This is a genomic window from Aureimonas frigidaquae, from assembly GCF_001463905.1.
GTDB lineage: Bacteria > Pseudomonadota > Alphaproteobacteria > Rhizobiales > Rhizobiaceae > Aureimonas > Aureimonas frigidaquae.
The window spans coordinates 108,624-125,160 of sequence record NZ_BBWR01000002.1 but is presented as its reverse complement, the minus strand read 5'-3'; the positions used below and the strand labels follow the sequence as shown (position 1 = coordinate 125,160).

Sequence of the window (16,537 nt, the reverse complement as noted above, 5' to 3'; positions counted from 1 at the left end):
CGCGTTGGAAGGGGATCGAAGGACAGGGCACCGGTCTTGTCAAGGATGCCGGTTTTCCGCCGAGGGGAACGGCGTCTGCCGCCATCCGTACAGCGCCGCCCATAAATGGCATAAGATGGATTATGGAACCAAAACTAATGTGGTGGCCCGAGCCTGGATATTTCGGCCTACCGGCTGTTCCCCGGACGGCGTCCGTCGAAAATGTCGAGCGCGAGGCTTTCCCGATCGCTGCCGCCGAGATGCGCGCGCATGAGTTCGGCGGCGGTCCTGCGATCGTCGTCCAGCAGCGCATCGAGAATGGCGACGTGCTGGCGGCACTGCATCTCGACGCGGTCCCTGTCTCGCTCCTGGCGGTATGTTGCCAGGCGGCGCAGGCTGTTCAGGCGCAGAAGCGTCTGCACGAAGAAGCGGTTGCCGGACATCTCCATGACCTTCACGTGGAAATCTGTCTGGATCGCGAACAGCTCTCCCTGGTCGAGCGTCGTCAGGCCACGATCGAGAATGAAATCCTGCCGCTCCCGGCATGTCACGAGCGTCGGCTTGTCCGCCCGGTAGGCATCGGCCAGGATGCCGGCGGGCTCGATCGCCCGGCGCACTTCATAGATTTCGCGGTATGCATCCACCGTGTCGACCATGGCGGTGAAGGTCCAGCCACGCCCGGCGCGGCGCTCGGCCCAGCCTTCGCGCTCGATGCGGCCGAAGACCCGCAGAACGACCGATCTGGTCACCTCGTAGCGGCGCATCACCTCGTTGGCGGTGACAGTCTCCCCGATATCGCCTGCGAGCCTGTCTGCGGCAATCGCACGGTAGACGCGCTCTTCCTCGCCCGGCGCATCCTGCGTCGTGACGCCGTCGAGATCGGCGATGAAGTAGCCGCGGTTGGATCGGTATTCCAGAATGCCATCGCGCGCGAGTTCGGCCAGGGCGGCGCGGATCGGGCCGCGGCTCGTACCGAAGGCTGCGAAGGTCTTTTCCGGTACGTGCTGTCCGACATCCATCCGCTCGACACGGAGGCTTGTCAGGATGTGCTTGCGAAGCTCCGAGCGAAGCTCGTTCGTCATTCTGGTCGTCCCGTTTGCGCCTGCGTCCTGAGGTGGCCGCTTCTATACCACGCTTTCCGATTTGAAGGTTGCTCCGCCACAGGGCTTGCGCACCGTCCGATATTGTCATAAGTAGCTTTCAATGACATGTCACAAAAATTATCATGTGACAATCAATTTGGCGTCGATGCTCTGGGAGGAGCAGCGACGTCCACGACCATCGGGAGGCGGTCATGCCCAGCATCGCTGCGTCCACCGCGCTTTTTCGGGAGCATCGCCGCATGCATATCATCGTTCTTCCCGGTGACGGGATCGGTCCGGAAATTACCCAGGCGAGTTTGCGTGTCCTTGAGGCGGCCTGCGCTGTCACAGGCGCGAAGATCACGTATGAGAGCCATGATATCGGGTTGAAGAGCCTTGCCGAACAAGGCACGACGCTGCCGCAATCCGTGATGGAGCGGATACCGCAGGTCGATGGCGTGATCCTCGGCCCCGTCTCCCATTACGACTATCCGGCGCGTGACAAGGGCGGCATCAACCCGTCCGGCGAGCTGCGCACCAAGTTCGAGCTCTACGCCAATATCCGCCCGTGCCGCTCGCGCCCCGATCTGTCCATTCTGCGCACGCCGATGGATCTGGTGATCGTGCGCGAGAATACCGAGGGTTTCTACTCCGACCGCAACATGTTTGCCGGTTCGGGCGAATTCATGCCGGACGCGGACTCTGCCTTCTCCATTCGCAAGATCACGGCGAAGGCGTCGCAGCGTGTCGCCCGCGCCGCTTTCGAGATCGCGGCAAAGCGCAGGCGCAAGGTGACTGCGGTCCATAAGGCGAACGTCGTCAAACTCTCGGACGGGTTGTTCCTGCGCGAAGTCCGCAAGGTCGCTGCCGAATATCCCGGCGTCGAACTGGAAGAGCTGATCGTCGATGCGGCGGCGGCGTTGCTGATCCGCCGTCCGGAAAGCTTCGACGTGATCGTGACGACCAATATGTTCGGCGACATCCTGTCGGACGAGGCATCCGAACTGTCGGGGAGCCTGGGCCTCGGCGGATCGCTGAACGAAGGCGACACCATCGCCGTCGCACAGGCGCAGCACGGCTCCGCCCCCGATATCCAGAATGAGGACAAGGCGAACCCCGTTTCGCTGATCCTTTCGGCCGCCATGCTCCTTGCCTGGCATGGCCGGCGGGTGGGCGACGAGCGTGTCCTGCAGACAGCTACGCTGATCGAGGACAGCGTCGAGGACGCCCTCGCCGACCGCACGCAGCGCACGGCGGATGTCGGCGGGACGCTCGGCACCCGCGCTTTCACCGACCGGCTCTGCGCCATCCTGGCCGCGCGCGCGCCTCAGCGCCGCACCGCCTGACGCATGTTTCGAGGACACGACAGATGATCACATCCATCAATCCGGCGACCGGCCAGGAGCTGGCACGCTACGGGTTTCAGAGTGACGCAGAGATCGACACGGCGCTTGCCGCAGCCAGCGAAGCGCAGGCCATCTGGCGCTTCAGGCCCATCGGCGAGCGGGTCGGCCTTCTGACGGAGCTTGCCAGGGTTCTGCGCACCAACAAGGCGAAATATGCCGCGCTGATCACGGCGGAAATGGGCAAGCCCATCGTCGAGGCAGAGGCCGAGATCGAGAAATGCGCCGTGACCTGCGAGTTCTACGTGGAGGCGGCGCCGCGCTTCCTGGCGGACGAAATCGTCGCCTCCAACGCCACGCACAGTGCGATCGTCTACGACCCGATCGGCGTCGTCCTGGCGATCATGCCCTGGAACTACCCGTTCTGGCAGTTCTTCCGCTTTGCCGCGCCGGCCTTCGCGGCCGGCAACGGTGCGGTCCTGAAGCACGCCAACAACGTGCCGCAATGCGCCCTGGCGATCCAGGACGCGATGGAGGAAGCCGGCTGCCCGGCCGGGCTGTTCTCGACCCTTCTGATCGGCACCGACAAGATCGCCGGGATCATCGCCGATGAGCGCATCGCCGCCGTGACCCTGACCGGCTCCACGGAGGTCGGCGCCATCGTCGCGGCGCAAGCCGGTAAGGCGTTGAAGAAGCAGGTCCTCGAACTGGGAGGCTCGGATCCCTTCATCGTTCTTGCCGACGCCGATATCGAGGAGGCCGCCAAGGTTGCCGTCAAGGCGCGCTACATCAATGTCGGCCAGTCCTGCGTGAACGCCAAGCGCTTCATCGTCGAGGACAGCGTTGCCGACCGCTTCGTCGCGCTCTTCGTCGACGGGGTCCGGGCCCTGAAAGTGGGCGATCCGACCGAACGCGACACCCATATCGGCCCCATGGCCCGCGCCAATCTGCGCGATGGTCTGCACGACCAGGTCGAGCGGACGCTGGCAGCCGGTGGCACCTGCAAGACGGGCGGCAAGCCGGTCGAGGGGCCGGGTTTCTGGTATGAGCCGACCGTCATCGATAATGTGACGCCCGACCTCGTCGCCTTCTGCGAGGAGACCTTCGGACCCGTCGCGGCGATCGTGCGGGCGAAGGACGCCGAAGATGCCATCGCCCTTGCGAACCGCACGGAGTTCGGCCTCGGGGCCGCGCTCTGGACGCGCGATGTGGAGAAGGCCAGCCACTACGCCAGGCGGATCGACGCGGGCGCCGTCTTCATCAACGGCATGGTCGCGTCGGATGCGCGCCTGCCCTTCGGCGGCATCAAGCGCTCGGGCTACGGCCGGGAACTCGGTGCCCATGGCATCCGCGAATTCACCAACATCAAGACGCTTTGGATCGGCCCCGTGAAGGCCGCTCCGGCATCGGATACCAAGCCCCGCAAGGACACGACCTCATGAGCCAGCAGCCCCACATCTTCCGACCAGACGAGATCAAGGCGCATGAGCGCGGCGGTGGCGCGCGGACCATTCCGCTCGTCAACCGCGCCTCGGGCACGACCAGCTTCATCAACGGCATCACCGTCTTCGAGCCGGGCGCCGCGATCCCCGTGCACAGCCACAATTGCGAGGAAAGCGTGATGCTTCTCGAAGGCGATGCGATTGCCGAGATCGACGGCGCGCAACACAGGCTGAAGGCGCAGGATACGACCTTCATTCCGGCCAACCTGCCCCACCGCTTCATCAACGCGTCCGATACCGAGCCGATGAAGATCCTCTGGATCTACGCCAATGTCGACGCGACGCGCACCATCGTGGCGACGGGCGACACACGCACCATCGACGCAGAACACGGCCGCTGAGCGCAGGGCTGCCGGCGCGGGAGGCGCCGGCAGCAAGACACGGGCATCCAACCCCGAGCGAGGCGGCGAATACGCGCCCAGACGGCCCCGCACGCGCCCCTCGCCCGACGCAGCCACGCATACCCCGACCGCGCGCGGCGGGTTCCGACAGACGAAACGGGAGGAAGAACCATGACCACGATCAACCGACGCCGCTTTGCCGTGCTGGCGGCCGCCGCAGCCGCACTGGCTCTTGTGCCGGGTGCACCGGCTTTCGCGCAGGACCTGAAGCCCATCGATGGCCTGCGCATCATGGCGCCCAGCAGCCCCGGCAGCGGCTACGACCAGCTTGCCCGCACGATGCAGGCCGCCCTTCAGGAGGACAAGCTCGCCACCAGCGTGGAGGTCGAGAACGCGCCCGGTGGCGGCGGAACGGTGGGCCTTGCGCAATACGTGACGGCGCGGCCGCGCCATCCGAACGCCCTCATCATCGGTTTTGCCCTGGTCGGCGGCGTCCTGACGACCAAGTCGCAGGTTACGCTCGACCAGGTTGAGCCCGTCGCCCGCCTCATGGGTGAGGCCGAGGCCATCGTCGTTCCCGCAAACTCGGACATCAAGACGATGGCCGACCTCGTGGCAAAGCTGAAGGAGAACCCCGGCGCGGTGTCCTGGGCCGGCGGCTCCATCGGCGGCGTCGATCACGTCATGGTCGGGCTCATCGCCAAGACCGTCGGCGTCGACCCGACCAAGGTGAATTACGTGGTGCATGCAGGCGGTGGCGAGGTCCTGGCCTCCACGCTCGGCGGCCACGCCACGGTGGGCGTCAGCGGCTACGAGGAGTTCCGCTCGCAGGTCGAGGCAGGCCAGCTGCGAGCCCTTGCCGTTTCCGGCGACACGCGGATGGAGGGCGTCGACGTTCCGACGCTGAAGGAGGCCGGTGTTGATCTGGCCATCGTCAACTGGCGCGGCGTGATGGTGCATCCACGAACCCCCGCAAAGGACAAGGAGGCCCTGAAGGCCGCAATCGACGCGATGGTCAAAACGCCGGCCTGGCAGGAAGCGCTCAAGCGGCGCGGATGGCTGGACACCTACCTCCCGGCCGACGCGTTCCAGGCCTTCCTGGCTGAGGAACAGGAGCGGATCGGCGGCGCTCTGCGCGAAGCCGGCATCGTCCAGTAAGCCGACAGACGGGAGGAGCTCGGCGATGACATCAGACCGCGCGTTCAGGATCGGCGAGTTCCTTCTCGGCATGGCCGTCCTCGTCCTCGGCGTCTTCGTGACGGTCGAGACCATCCGGATGCCCGTGAGCTTTGCGGGCGGAGGGGGCGGGCCGAAGCTCTTCCCCTTCATCATCGCCGCCGGCCTCGTCGCCGTCGGCGCCTGGCTCCTCTACGAGGCCTATGCCAGGCACCCGTCGGAAGAGCAGCGTGTCGAACTCGACTTTGCGCCCGTCGCCATTATCGCGCTCGGCTTCCTTGCCATGATCTTCCTTCTGGAAACGCTCGGCTGGATCGTCACGGGGACGATGCTGTTCGTCGCCGGCGCGCGCGCCTTCGGCAGCCGGCGCACCGCCCTCAACATCCTGATCGGACTTGGGCTGACGGGCCTGACCTACCTTGTCTTCGACTACGGCCTGAGCCTCGACCTGCCGCTCGGCTCCCTCATCGAAAACATCGTCGATCCGGTGGAAGACGAGCTGTGATGCCGCTTCCCTCGTCCACGGCCGCCCCCTTCAAAGCCAGGTGACATCATGAACACGCTTGCAGCCCTTGGGGACGGCTTCCTTGTCGCCCTGACCCCGATCAACCTGTTCTGGTCCGCCGTCGGCGTGACGCTCGGTACGGCGATCGGCGTCCTGCCGGGCATCGGCCCTGCCCTGACCGTCGCCCTCCTCCTGCCGGTGACCTATAATCTCGATCCGACCAGCGCCTTCATCATGTTTGCCGGGATCTACTACGGCGCCATGTATGGCGGCTCGACGACGTCGATCCTTCTGAACACGCCCGGCGAATCCGCCTCCATCGTAACGGCGCTGGACGGACACGCCATGGCCCGCAAGGGCCGCGGCGCCCAGGCGCTGGCGACGGCCGCCATCGGCTCCTTCATCGCCGGGACGATCGCTACGCTGGCGCTCACCTTCGTCGCTCCGCTCATGGTCCGGCTGGCGCTTCTGTTCGGCCCGGCGGAGTATTTCGCGTTGATGATCCTGGCGCTGACGACAGTCACCGCGCTGCTCGGCTCGTCGCTTCCACGCGGACTGGCCAGCCTGCTTCTCGGCCTTGCGGTCGGCCTGGTGGGCATCGACCTCCAGACCGGGCAGACCCGCATGACGCTCGGCATCCCCGAGCTTCTCGACGGTATCGACGTCGTCGTCGTGGCAGTCGGGCTCTTTGCCGTGGGCGAAACCATGTACACCGCCGCCCGGCATCGCTTCGAGTCCGAAGAGCTTTTCAAGATGGAGGGCTCGCGCTGGATGAGCCGGGAGGACTGGCGCCGCTCCTGGAAGCCGTGGCTTCGCGGCACGGCGATCGGCTTCCCGATCGGCGCCCTGCCTGCCGGCGGCTCGGAAATCCCGACCTTCCTGTCCTACCTGACCGAAAAGCGGCTTTCCAAGCACCCGGAAGAGTTCGGGCATGGCGCCATCGAAGCCGTTGCCGGGCCGGAAGCCGCCAACAATGCGTCGGCAGCCGGGGTTCTGGCGCCACTCCTCGCCCTCGGCCTGCCGACTTCGGCAACCGCAGCCATTCTGCTGGCCGCCTTCCAGCAATACGGCCTGCAGCCGGGGCCGCTCCTGTTCGACAACAATCCGCAGCTTGTCTGGGGCCTGATCGCCAGCCTCTATATCGGCAACCTCATGTTGCTCGTGCTCAACCTGCCGATGGCGCCGGTCTGGGTGAAGCTGTTGAAGGTCCCGCGCCCCTGGCTCTATGGCGGCATCCTCCTCGTCGCCTGCATGGGCGCCTACACGCTCAACAACAACATCGTCGATGTGGTGATCCTCCTGGTCGTCGGCCTGGTCGGGTTCGGCATGCGGGTGGTGGACGTGCCGATCGCCCCCTGCATCGTCGGCCTCATCCTCGGCCCGCTCGCCGAGCAGCAGTTCCGTCGGGCGCTGACCATCAGCCAGGGCGACATGAGCGTCTTCGTCACGCAGCCGATTGCTCTGTCGCTCCTGGTGCTGGCGGTCCTTCTGGTGGCGGTGCCCGTCCTGTTGCGGCGGCGCTCGCACACAGCGCAGGAGGCCCGGCCGCATGCATGAGACCATGAACCCGATGTCGTTCGTCCGTACGAAAGCGGCACCAGAAAGGGAGGCCGAGTTGGCTTTGAGAGAACCGATCGCCCCGGCGCGGGTTGCCGCAGAGGACCTTCTGGCCTTTTCGGGCGCCGTCTATGAAGCGGTCGGCCTGCCGCGCAGGGACGCGGAACTGGCGGCCGACACGCTAGTCCAGGCGGACCTTTGGGGGCACCAGTCCCATGGGGTGATGCGCCTGCCCTGGTATGTCGCCCGAATTCGCTCGGGCGTGGTCGCAGCGCAGGCGCAGCCCGAACTCGTCGTCGATGGCGGCGCTGTGGCGGTGATCGATGGGCACGACGGCATGGGCCAGGTCCTGGCCGCCCGCGCGGCAGAAGAGGCGATCGCGCGTGCCAAGGCACATGGGATCGGGGCGGTGGCCGTGCGCAACTCCAACCACTTCGGCACGGCCATGTATTTTACCCTGATGGCCGCCGCCCGGGGATGCATCGGCTTCCTGTCGACGAATGCCAGCCCGGCCATGGCCCCATGGGGCGGCCGGGAAAAGGCCGTTGGCACCAATCCGTGGTCCTGGGCAGCACCTGCCGGAACGAACCCGCCCTTCGTGCTCGATATCGCCAATACGGCAGTGGCCCGCGGCAAGATCTACCTGGCGCGCCAGAAGGGCCTGCCCATCCCGGAGGGTTGGGCCATCGATGCAGACGGCGCGCCGACGACGGATGCCGTCGCCGCCCTTGGCGGCATCACCATGCCGATGGCCGGTCACAAGGGATACGCCATTGCGGCGGCCATGGACATGCTGTCGGGCGTTCTGACCGGATCGAGCTTCGGCAAGGCCGTGACCGGCCCGTACCAGGCAGAGCGTCGCGGCGGGACAGGCCACCTCATGCTTGCGCTGAACATCGAAGCCTTCCAGCCTTTGGCCGAATTCGAGCAGCGGATGGACGATTACATCGCCGAGCTGAAGGGCGTAGCCCTGGCCCGCGGGGTGGAGGAAATCGTCTATCCCGGTGAGTTGGAGGCCCGCAACGAAGCCGCCAACCGACGCGATGGCCTGACGCTTCCCGCCGACACCATCCTCGACCTTCTGAAACTTGCCGCCGAAACGGGATGCAAGGCGCCGCCGCAATGGACGCTCTGACCACCCCCCTTTCCACAACGGCCCAACAGCAGGGAACGCGCCCGGTGCGACGCTACAGTGCCCATCTTGGATACATGTTTACCGAACACGCGTTGGAGGACCGCTTTGCCGCTGCGGCCGCATGCGGTTTCCGGGATGTCGAGCATCCCGGCCCCTATAGTATCGCGGCCGAACGGATCGCTGGGCTGTGCCGCGAGCACGGCTTGAACTTCGTGCAGATGGCCCTTCCGGCGGGCGATCCCGCCCGTGGAGAGAAAGGCATCGCCTGCCTTCCGGGCCGCGAGGCGGAGTTCCGCGAGGGTGTCGCGACGGGGCTCGCCTATGCCAAGGCTGTCGGCAGCCGCTACGTCCATGTCATGTCCGGGCTGACGCCTGCGGGCGTCGCGTTCGACACAGTCTGGTCGACCTACGTCTCGAACCTACGTTTCGCCTCCGCCGCGGGGGCGGATGCGGGCATTCCCGTCCTGATCGAGCCGATCGGGGCGGCGACCATTTCCGGCTATCTTGTCGATCACCCGGACATTGCTCTTCGAGCGCTCGACGCTGTCGGCGCGCCGAACCTTTCGCTTCTCTTCGATGCTTTCCACGCCACCAATGCAGGCGTCGACCCGATCGCCTTCGTCCGGAAACACCATGGCCTGATCTCGCATGTGCATATTGCGGACCATCCGGGGCGCCACGAACCGGGGTCCGGCCGTTTCGATTTTCAATCCTTGTTCCGCGCTTTGGACGCAGGCGGCTATGCGGGATCGATCGGCCTGGAATATGTTCCGGCAGGAGATACCGCCGCAGGTCTTGGCTGGCGCGAACGCTTTGGGTGAACGGCCAGGCAGGGTAGTGCCCCCTGCCTGGCCGTCGCAATCACTCGCCCGTGGTGCAGGAGAAGCTTGATGCATCGCGCATGTCGCCGCTGCCGTCATAGCGCGGCCATTGCGGGTAGTCGCAGACGGGCAGCGTGCGCCCGCGGGTCTGGCTTGGCGTCGTGTCGGTGGCCACATAGCCGGTGGGCGCCACGCCGTTGACGACCCAGTTGTCCAGCGCCGACAGGCTGTCCCAGGCCGGAGCGAAGTTGCCCTTGGCGTGGGCAAGCCCCGGCAGCATGTAGAAGCGCATGAAACTCGCCGTCGCGTCGGCTCCCATCATCTCCCGCACGGCCTCGTAATAGGCTGCCGTGCCGAGCGGTGAAACGCTCGGATCCTCCGACCCCTGGACCAGGATGATCTTGCCGCCCTTGGCGGCAAAGGCCGACAGGTCAGGATCGTTGGCATCGGCCATGGCCGATATTTCCAGGAGCCGTTCGCGGTAAGGTCCGGGATCGGCAATGTCGAAGCTGCGATAGTCGAGCTTGCCGTCGCGGCCGATGAAATGCTGGAAGAATTCATAGGCCCGGGCTGCATGATGGGCGTTCGGCCCGGATACGACCGGTTCCGCATAAGCGGCCTGCGTCCCCAGGTTCATCTCCACGCCTTCCAGTATGTTGTAGCCGTGGTAGCGGTCGAAGCCGTTGGCCAAATCGTACGGCAGGCTGTACCCGTCGTGATAGACCTTGATCGTCCGCTCGATCTGCACCGGCGTCAGGCAGGTGCCGGCCGCCGCGCCATCCTTGCAGGCGAAGTGCTCGATCACCTGCGGGGCGCGGTCCCGGCATGCCTCCACATTGGCGACAAGCCCATCCTTCGCTCCGTCCAGCCCGTCGCAGGCTTCCCGTGCATGGGCGGCGATCGCCTTGACGAGATCCGGCGCGATCCAGCCCGCCGACCCTTCGTCGTAGATGGCCCGGTTCAAGGCCGCGCCCCAGAGTCGCAGCCCGACGAAGCTGGCCGTCGGATAGTAGGAGACGATGCCGTCATAGGCATCGGGCCAGCGCAGCGCCGCCGTCAGCCCCTCCCGCCCGCCGGTCGATCCGCCGGTGAAATAGACGGCTTTCGGCCGCGCATCATAGGCGCGGTGCACCAGCGCGGTCGCGACATCGAGCGTCTTCTTGATGTGCATATAGGCGTAGTTGGCCAGGGCCTCGTCATTGGCCGCGAAAGAGGCATCGTTGGTGTTGCGGGCGGTGTGGCCACTGTCGGAGCCGAAGGTTACATAGCCCTGCTCCAGCGGCACCGGTCCATCCAGCGGCCCATGGATGGATGGCCCCGTCGTGTCCGGCAGGATGCCATTGTAGCCGCCCCCGCCATATTGCAGGAGCCGACCATTCCAGGTGGATGGGAGGTTGACCTGCCAGCCGATGGGCGGCGCGTCCGGATCGACCGGCGCGATGGTGCCGGAGACCCGGCAAAAACTGCCGCTAGACGGCCCTTGCGACCATTGCGCGCCGTCCACCCGTCCATCCCCGCTTGCAAGCGAGATGGCGCCTGCGGGGATGATGGTGCCGGAGAGCGCCGTGCAAGCTGCCTCATCGAGCGAAGCGGACAGGGCCGGCGTGCATACGGAGGCCAGGAGGCCTCCCGCGACCATTGCGAAGATACGGTTGGTCATGGGATCGATCCTCAACGCGCGCTAGCAATGACGGCATCGGCGATGTCGAGGAAGGCCGGGACCTTCACACCCTCCGGAAGGTAATCCGTCTCTCCGAAATTGCGGGCCATGGCATATTGGTCGGTGACGGCGCGGCGATGGACGATCACCGTATCGATGGCCGGCAGGCAGAGGATGTACTGGCCCAGATTGCCATTGGCGTAGTAAGCGCCTTCCCAGGCCGCACCCTCGCGTTCCGGAACCCACCACAGATAGGCATAGCCGCTATTGTCGCGCGTTTCCTGCGCGGTGAAGCGTGGGCGCGTGCTTTCTTCGACCCATTGTGACGGCACGATCTGCCGGCCCTGCCAGCGCCCATTCTGCAGCATAAGCTGGCCGAGCTTGCCCATGTCGCGGCCGGACAGGAACATGTGATAGGCGAGGAAGCGGGAACGGTCGCCATAGCCGAGCATCTTCTGCCGTTGCGGATCGAAATCCTCGAAGCCGAGCGGTTCGGCCAGATCCTCCTGCAGGGCCTGGAAGATCGTCTTGCCCGTGCGCTGCTCGAAGATGGCGCCGAGCACGTTGAAGTCCCAGTTATTGTACTGAAAATAGGCGCCATGCCGCTGGCTGCCGCGCGGCGGATTATTGTCGTTCCCGCCCGGACTTCCCGCAGGGTGGTATACGCCGGAGCTCGACGACAGGAGGTCGCGAACGGTCGCCTCGCGCTCCGCATCGCTCAAGGTCTCATTGTCCTGGATGTCCAGCTGCGCCAGCGTCGCATCGAGGTCGATTGTGCCGTCCTCGACATATTTGCCGTAGAGCATCGACAGGATGCTCTTGCGCGCCGATGCGAGGTAACTCACATCGCTGCCATTGCCGTATTGGTAGGCCAGCCGATCCCCGTCATAGATCAGAAGTGAGGTCGTGGGCAGCGCATAGAGGCCCCGCTCCATGGTGATGAGCCCATCGGCGTCGAAACGTCCGCTATCGGCAACTGCCATGCGCGATGCGCCCTTGCCGGGCGCCGCTTGCGCGAAGGCCCGACCACCCATGATCGAGGCCAGCCCCACCGATGCGGCGCCAAGGCAGGCGCCCGTCAGAAGCGCGCGTTTCGACAGGTTACAATCCAACATGCATTCATCCTCCCGGTCTGCAGTCAGGATGGTAACGTTGCCATACTATCAGCCTTGCGATAAATGCAATTTTCTGGCGAATGGTTGCGCGGTACGCAACAATCGCAGGGTGTGGAAAGAGGGCTTCGCGGTCAGGCGAGGCCGGTATCCCGGTCCGCTGCTGGTTTGCGCGGGACGATGCCGGCCATGGCGAGCGTCCGGTCCAGAAGCTCCTCGTAGATCGGGCGCCCGCCAAGCGCACGTGCTGCAAGATTGGCGGCAAGGCAGGTGGCGATCAGCGGCAGAGCGAGCGCGTAGGACCCTGTCAGCTCGAGCGTCAGGACGACGCCGACGACCGGCGCACGCACGGATGCCGTGAAGAGGCCCCCCATGGCCGCGATGGCGAAGGCAGCAGGCAGCGCGTCCGGCTGGGGCCAGAAAAAGGACACCGCCGCGCCGAAGGCAAGGCCGATGCAGACGGCGAGCGCGAGGATGGGTGCGAAGATGCCGCCCGGGACACCGGTCGAATAGCTCGCCACCGTCGTGCAGAAGCGGGCCAGCGCCAATGCCAGGAGCACGCCGATGGCGGGCTGGCGATGCAGAATGTCGACGATCAGGCCCTCGCCCCCCGTGACGGCCTGCGGAACGCTGGCCAGAAGCACCCCCACCGCCAGCCCAACACAGGCCGGATAGGCGTAAGGCACCCTCGCCTGCGCGGCCGCCGCAAAACGGACGGCCGACAGGATGGCAGCATTCAGGAGAACGCCGACTGCGCCGAGAATACATCCCATCAGCAGGAACAGGGGCAGCGTGGCGAGCGGCGCCGTGGGCACGATCACGGTCAGGTCCGGCGCAGTGCCGCCGATGACCTCGGTCACGACGGTGGCGCAGAAGGCCGCCGCAATCACGCCCATGTAGGTCCGGTAGGTATAAGGGAACTGGCGGTGCGTTTCTTCGATGACGAAGAGGATCGCCGCGATGGGGGCATTGAAGGCACAGGCCAGCCCGGCGGCCGCCCCGGCTGCCAGGAGACCCCGCCGTTCCGTTTCATGCAGGCGGGGGGAACGGGACAGGAGTGCCGCCAGCGCGGCGCCGATATGGATGGTGGGCCCTTCCCGGCCCAGCACCAGGCCGGAACCGATGGCGGCCGCGCCGCCCAGAAACTTGACCGGCAGGACACGCGCGCCGCGGACCGTCCGCAAGCCCTCCATGGCGCCCTCGATCTCCTGCACACCGCTGCCGGCGGCTTCCGGCGCGATGCGGCGCACCAGCGCGACGACGCCGACCGTCACCAGCATGGTCATGAGGCTGTAGGCGACCGGAAAGGCCGGCCCGTCCATCACCCTGCGCAGCATATCAGGCCATGCAGCGAGCATGTCGATAACGCGGTGGAAGGCCGACCCGACCGCCCCGGCCAGAAGCCCGACAAGCGCCGCCAGTGCCACATAGGCAGCTTCCGCGCGCCGGCTGCCCGGCTGCCCGATATCGGCCCTGCGCCGCGTGACAGGTGTCACGCCTTGGGTCGCAGAGGGATCGGTCGGCGCATCCGGCAGGGTCATGCTCAGGCGTCGATGGTGTTCTTGCAGACGACACCGTCCTTGACGATCAGCGCCATCCTGTCGGGCTGTCCGATCAGGGCGATATCGTCGATCGGGTTGCCCTCGAGCGCGATCATGTCGGCCAGGGCTCCGGCCTCGATCACGCCGAGCGGAGCCGGATAGGGATTGCGGGCGCCGGACATGGCCACGAGTTCGCCGTTGGCGGATGTCACCAGGCGCAGCACATCCACGGGGGACATGAAGCGCGCGATCTTGGCGATCTGGCGGCCCTGCGTGGCGACCTTGGCGGGGCTGAACAGGATATCCGTCCCGACGGCCGTCTTGACGGCGAAGCGCTGCGCCAGTTCGAAGGCGCGCACCGTTCCCTCCGCGATCTCGCGCTGCTGCGCCTGCGCCAGCGCTCCGGCCTGCGGGTTGGCATCCTCATCGGCCAGGAAGGGCTGCAAACTCCACCAGGCGCCGGCATCGGCCATGCGCCGTGCGGCCTCCGCATCGGCGAGCTGCCCGTGCTCGATGCTGCGCACACCCGCCGACAGGGCGCGCAGAATGCCCGGCGCCGTATAGACATGGGCGCAGACATAGGTGCCCCAATCGGCCGCGGCCTGGACGGCAGCCGCGATCTCGTCCGGCGTGAACTGGATGGAATCCAGCGGGTCGAAGCGTGACGAGACGCCCCCGCCGACCATGATCTTGATCTGGCTTGCGCCCTGCAGGAGCTGCTCGCGCGTGCGGCGCAGAATGTCCGGCACACCATCGGAAATGATGGAGATGCCGACATCCTCGGCCGGGCTGAGTGGCGACATGGCCGTCTGCGGCCCGTCGAAGCGCAGGCGAAAATCGCCATGGCCCGAGGTCTGCGAAATCATCGCCCCGGACGGATAGATGCGCGGCCCCGGCAGCATGCCCTCGTCCACGGCGCGCTTCAGCGCGAAGGACGGCCCGCCGACATCGCGCACCGTGGTAAAACCGCGCGCCAGCGTGGCGCCGGCCTCCTGCGCGGCCAGGAGGTGCAGATAGCCGGCATCGGCTGTCATGGCGACGGCATTGGGCAAGGCGGCCAGGAAACAGTGCCAATGCGCATCGATCATGCCGGGCATGATGACCTTGCCCGAGCAGTCGATCCGCTGTGCATCGGATACGATCTCGTCCTGCGCAATCAGCCCGGCGATGCGCCCGCCTTCGATCAGGATGTCGCGCCCTTCGATCAGCCCGGCGGCTCGCCCGTCGAAGATGCGCGCCCCCGAAAGCCGCAGGCGTGGCCGGTCCTGCGCGGCCGCCCGGCCGGGTGCGCCGCCCATCACCAGCGCGGCCGCACCGAGCGATGCTTTCAGGAGCCCGCGCCGCGAAAGCCCTTCCTCCATGACGCGGAAGACCCGGAGCGCCATCGGACCGTGGCACGGACAAGAGCCCAACCCATGGTTTTGGATGTGCTCCTGGTAACGGCCCGACAGGCGCGGCTTCATCATCGGCCCTCATCCTCGGCAATGGCGCGATCCAGTAGTAGCCGAGCCTTTCTGACCTTCCAACAAGGCAGGAAATAATTCTTTCAAACCGTTGTTTTACAGCTATGGCCCAAGGCCGTTTGGTGACACTCTGGCCGCGAACGATGATGGACACGCCAGGAGGGGCGCCATGAGCACAGAGTCCGGCAAGGGCCGCGGAATCGCCCCGGGCGCAATCAACGAACAGTTGCGATCCCGCCTCGCGAATCATTGGAAGGCCTATGCCTTCCAGGGGGCCGTTCTAACGATCCTCGGTATCTGCGCCATTGCCGCTCCGCTCGCCGCGACGCTGGCTTCCACCCTCTTCTTCGGCTGGCTCCTCATCATCGGCGGGGTCATCGGTGGGGCGGCGTCCTTCCAGGCCTTCGGCCATTCCGGCTTCTGGTCCAGCTTCGCCTTGTCCGTGCTCGCCGTGCTCCTGGGCGCGGTGATCGTCTACGATCCCTTCGCCGGCGCGGTGACGCTGACCTGGATGATGGGGGTCTACTTCGTTCTGACGGCCGTGTTCCAGTTCCAGCTTGCCGGCCACCTGCGGGAAGGTGGCAAGGGCGGCCTGATCCTGTCGGCGGTCATCAACCTTCTCCTGGCGGCCATTCTGGTCATCGGGCTGCCCGGAACGGCCGTATGGGCGATCGGGATGTATCTGGGCGTGTCGCTCCTGTTCAGCGGCGTCAGCCTGTTCTTCGCCGCCATTGGCGCACGCAACGCACAGCGCATCCGCTGACCTTCGCTCCATAGGGGAAATCTCAAGCATGGCACGCCTTCCTCACGCCTTTCCCGTCATGACCGGCACCATCCTGGCGCTGACGCTGCTGGCCGGGCCGGCCGCAGCGCAGGCGGCATTCTCCTGCCCCGCCGCTCCGCTCGACGATGCCCGTTCGGCTGCCATCGAAAAGACGCTGCCGTCGCCGCAATCCTTCGGCGATGCGGGCGCGCTCGTCACGGCGGTGGAGAGCCTGAGCCTGCAGGGCGTTCCCTCCGCCGTCGTGGTGGACAATCTCGTTTCGGCCTATTGCCCGGTCGTCGCCGCAGAGGCGAGCCTTGACGATGCGCAGAAGACGCAGGCCGTCCGCAGCTTCGCGGCCCGGATCACCCGCGTCGTCTATGGCGTGGACAGTGCGGAAACCATCATACTCGACGTCCCCTTCGCGCCGCAGACCATGGACACGATCACCGCCAAAGCCGCAGAGGCAGGCGTGACGCCGCAGGACTGGGTGCGCGATATCGTCGAGATTGCGCTCGACTGACGGGTTTCGCGCAACGCTTCATCCATTCGGGCCG

Annotated in this window: 15 protein-coding genes; 10 read left to right on the top strand and 5 right to left on the bottom strand. The window is 66.1% G+C overall.

From position 1 onward, the window contains the following. Window positions 1-167 precede the first annotated feature (167 nt). On the bottom strand, window positions 168-1,061 hold the full coding sequence (locus AUL30_RS00605; protein WP_062225766.1) for a GntR family transcriptional regulator: 894 nt from the start codon (window positions 1,059-1,061) through the stop codon (window positions 168-170). A 260-nt stretch (window positions 1,062-1,321) separates the two neighbouring features. Between AUL30_RS00605 and AUL30_RS00600 the strand changes: the two genes are divergently transcribed. From AUL30_RS00600 to AUL30_RS00565, 8 genes are all read left to right on the top strand, one after another. After that, a complete protein-coding gene (locus AUL30_RS00600) occupies window positions 1,322-2,407 on the top strand; it encodes an isocitrate/isopropylmalate dehydrogenase family protein (protein ID WP_062226475.1) in 1,086 nt (361 codons plus the stop codon). Window positions 2,408-2,430: 23 nt separating this feature from the next. Continuing rightward, entirely contained in the window at window positions 2,431-3,846 is a 1,416-nt protein-coding gene (locus AUL30_RS00595; protein ID WP_062225764.1) for an NAD-dependent succinate-semialdehyde dehydrogenase, read from the top strand. Continuing rightward, complete coding sequence (locus AUL30_RS00590) at window positions 3,843-4,247, top strand: cupin domain-containing protein (RefSeq protein WP_062225762.1); 405 nt, start codon at window positions 3,843-3,845, stop codon at window positions 4,245-4,247. The genes AUL30_RS00595 and AUL30_RS00590 overlap by 4 nt, the downstream gene beginning before the upstream one ends. Before the next feature lie 171 nt (window positions 4,248-4,418). Then, the gene (locus tag AUL30_RS00585) at window positions 4,419-5,405 is read left to right on the top strand and encodes a Bug family tripartite tricarboxylate transporter substrate binding protein (RefSeq protein WP_062225760.1); all 987 of its coding nucleotides are present in this window, start codon (window positions 4,419-4,421) and stop codon (window positions 5,403-5,405) included. A gap of 25 nt (window positions 5,406-5,430) precedes the next feature. Further along, window positions 5,431-5,928: a tripartite tricarboxylate transporter TctB family protein gene (locus AUL30_RS00580; protein ID WP_062225757.1), complete on the top strand. Its 498-nt coding sequence runs from the start codon at window positions 5,431-5,433 to the stop codon at window positions 5,926-5,928. A 48-nt stretch (window positions 5,929-5,976) separates the two neighbouring features. Beyond that, window positions 5,977-7,485 (top strand): tripartite tricarboxylate transporter permease, encoded by a 1,509-nt coding sequence (locus tag AUL30_RS00575; protein WP_062225755.1) that lies wholly within the window; start codon window positions 5,977-5,979, stop codon window positions 7,483-7,485. 58 nt (window positions 7,486-7,543) lie between these two features. Next, a complete protein-coding gene (locus tag AUL30_RS00570) occupies window positions 7,544-8,620 on the top strand; it encodes an Ldh family oxidoreductase (protein ID WP_244490664.1) in 1,077 nt (358 codons plus the stop codon). Window positions 8,621-8,664: 44 nt separating this feature from the next. Next, a complete protein-coding gene (locus AUL30_RS00565; RefSeq protein WP_062226473.1) occupies window positions 8,665-9,441 on the top strand; it encodes a hydroxypyruvate isomerase family protein in 777 nt (258 codons plus the stop codon). A gap of 40 nt (window positions 9,442-9,481) precedes the next feature. On the opposite strand, the gene AUL30_RS00560 is transcribed toward AUL30_RS00565, so the two are convergent. The 4 genes from AUL30_RS00560 to AUL30_RS00545 all read right to left on the bottom strand — a co-directional run bounded on the left by AUL30_RS00560 (window position 9,482) and on the right by AUL30_RS00545 (window position 15,220). Beyond that, window positions 9,482-11,101: a tannase/feruloyl esterase family alpha/beta hydrolase gene (locus AUL30_RS00560; RefSeq protein WP_062225753.1), complete on the bottom strand. Its 1,620-nt coding sequence runs from the start codon at window positions 11,099-11,101 to the stop codon at window positions 9,482-9,484. An 11-nt stretch (window positions 11,102-11,112) separates the two neighbouring features. After that, on the bottom strand, window positions 11,113-12,216 hold the full coding sequence (locus AUL30_RS00555; RefSeq protein ID WP_062225750.1) for a serine hydrolase domain-containing protein: 1,104 nt from the start codon (window positions 12,214-12,216) through the stop codon (window positions 11,113-11,115). Window positions 12,217-12,347: 131 nt separating this feature from the next. Continuing rightward, complete coding sequence (clcA, locus tag AUL30_RS00550) at window positions 12,348-13,754, bottom strand: H(+)/Cl(-) exchange transporter ClcA (protein ID WP_083507578.1); 1,407 nt, start codon at window positions 13,752-13,754, stop codon at window positions 12,348-12,350. Window positions 13,755-13,756: 2 nt separating this feature from the next. Next, on the bottom strand, window positions 13,757-15,220 hold the full coding sequence (locus AUL30_RS00545; protein WP_244490663.1) for a metal-dependent hydrolase family protein: 1,464 nt from the start codon (window positions 15,218-15,220) through the stop codon (window positions 13,757-13,759). Between the two features lie 166 nt (window positions 15,221-15,386). On the opposite strand from AUL30_RS00545, the gene AUL30_RS00540 reads away from it, so the two are divergent. Then, window positions 15,387-15,980, top strand: a complete 594-nt coding sequence (locus tag AUL30_RS00540) for an HdeD family acid-resistance protein (protein ID WP_062225748.1) — start codon at window positions 15,387-15,389, stop codon at window positions 15,978-15,980. Window positions 15,981-16,008: 28 nt separating this feature from the next. Next, window positions 16,009-16,503 carry a hypothetical protein gene (locus AUL30_RS00535; protein ID WP_062225745.1) on the top strand — a complete coding sequence of 165 codons (495 nt, stop codon included), beginning with the start codon at window positions 16,009-16,011 and terminating at the stop codon, window positions 16,501-16,503. The last annotated feature ends 34 nt before the right edge of the window (window positions 16,504-16,537 follow it).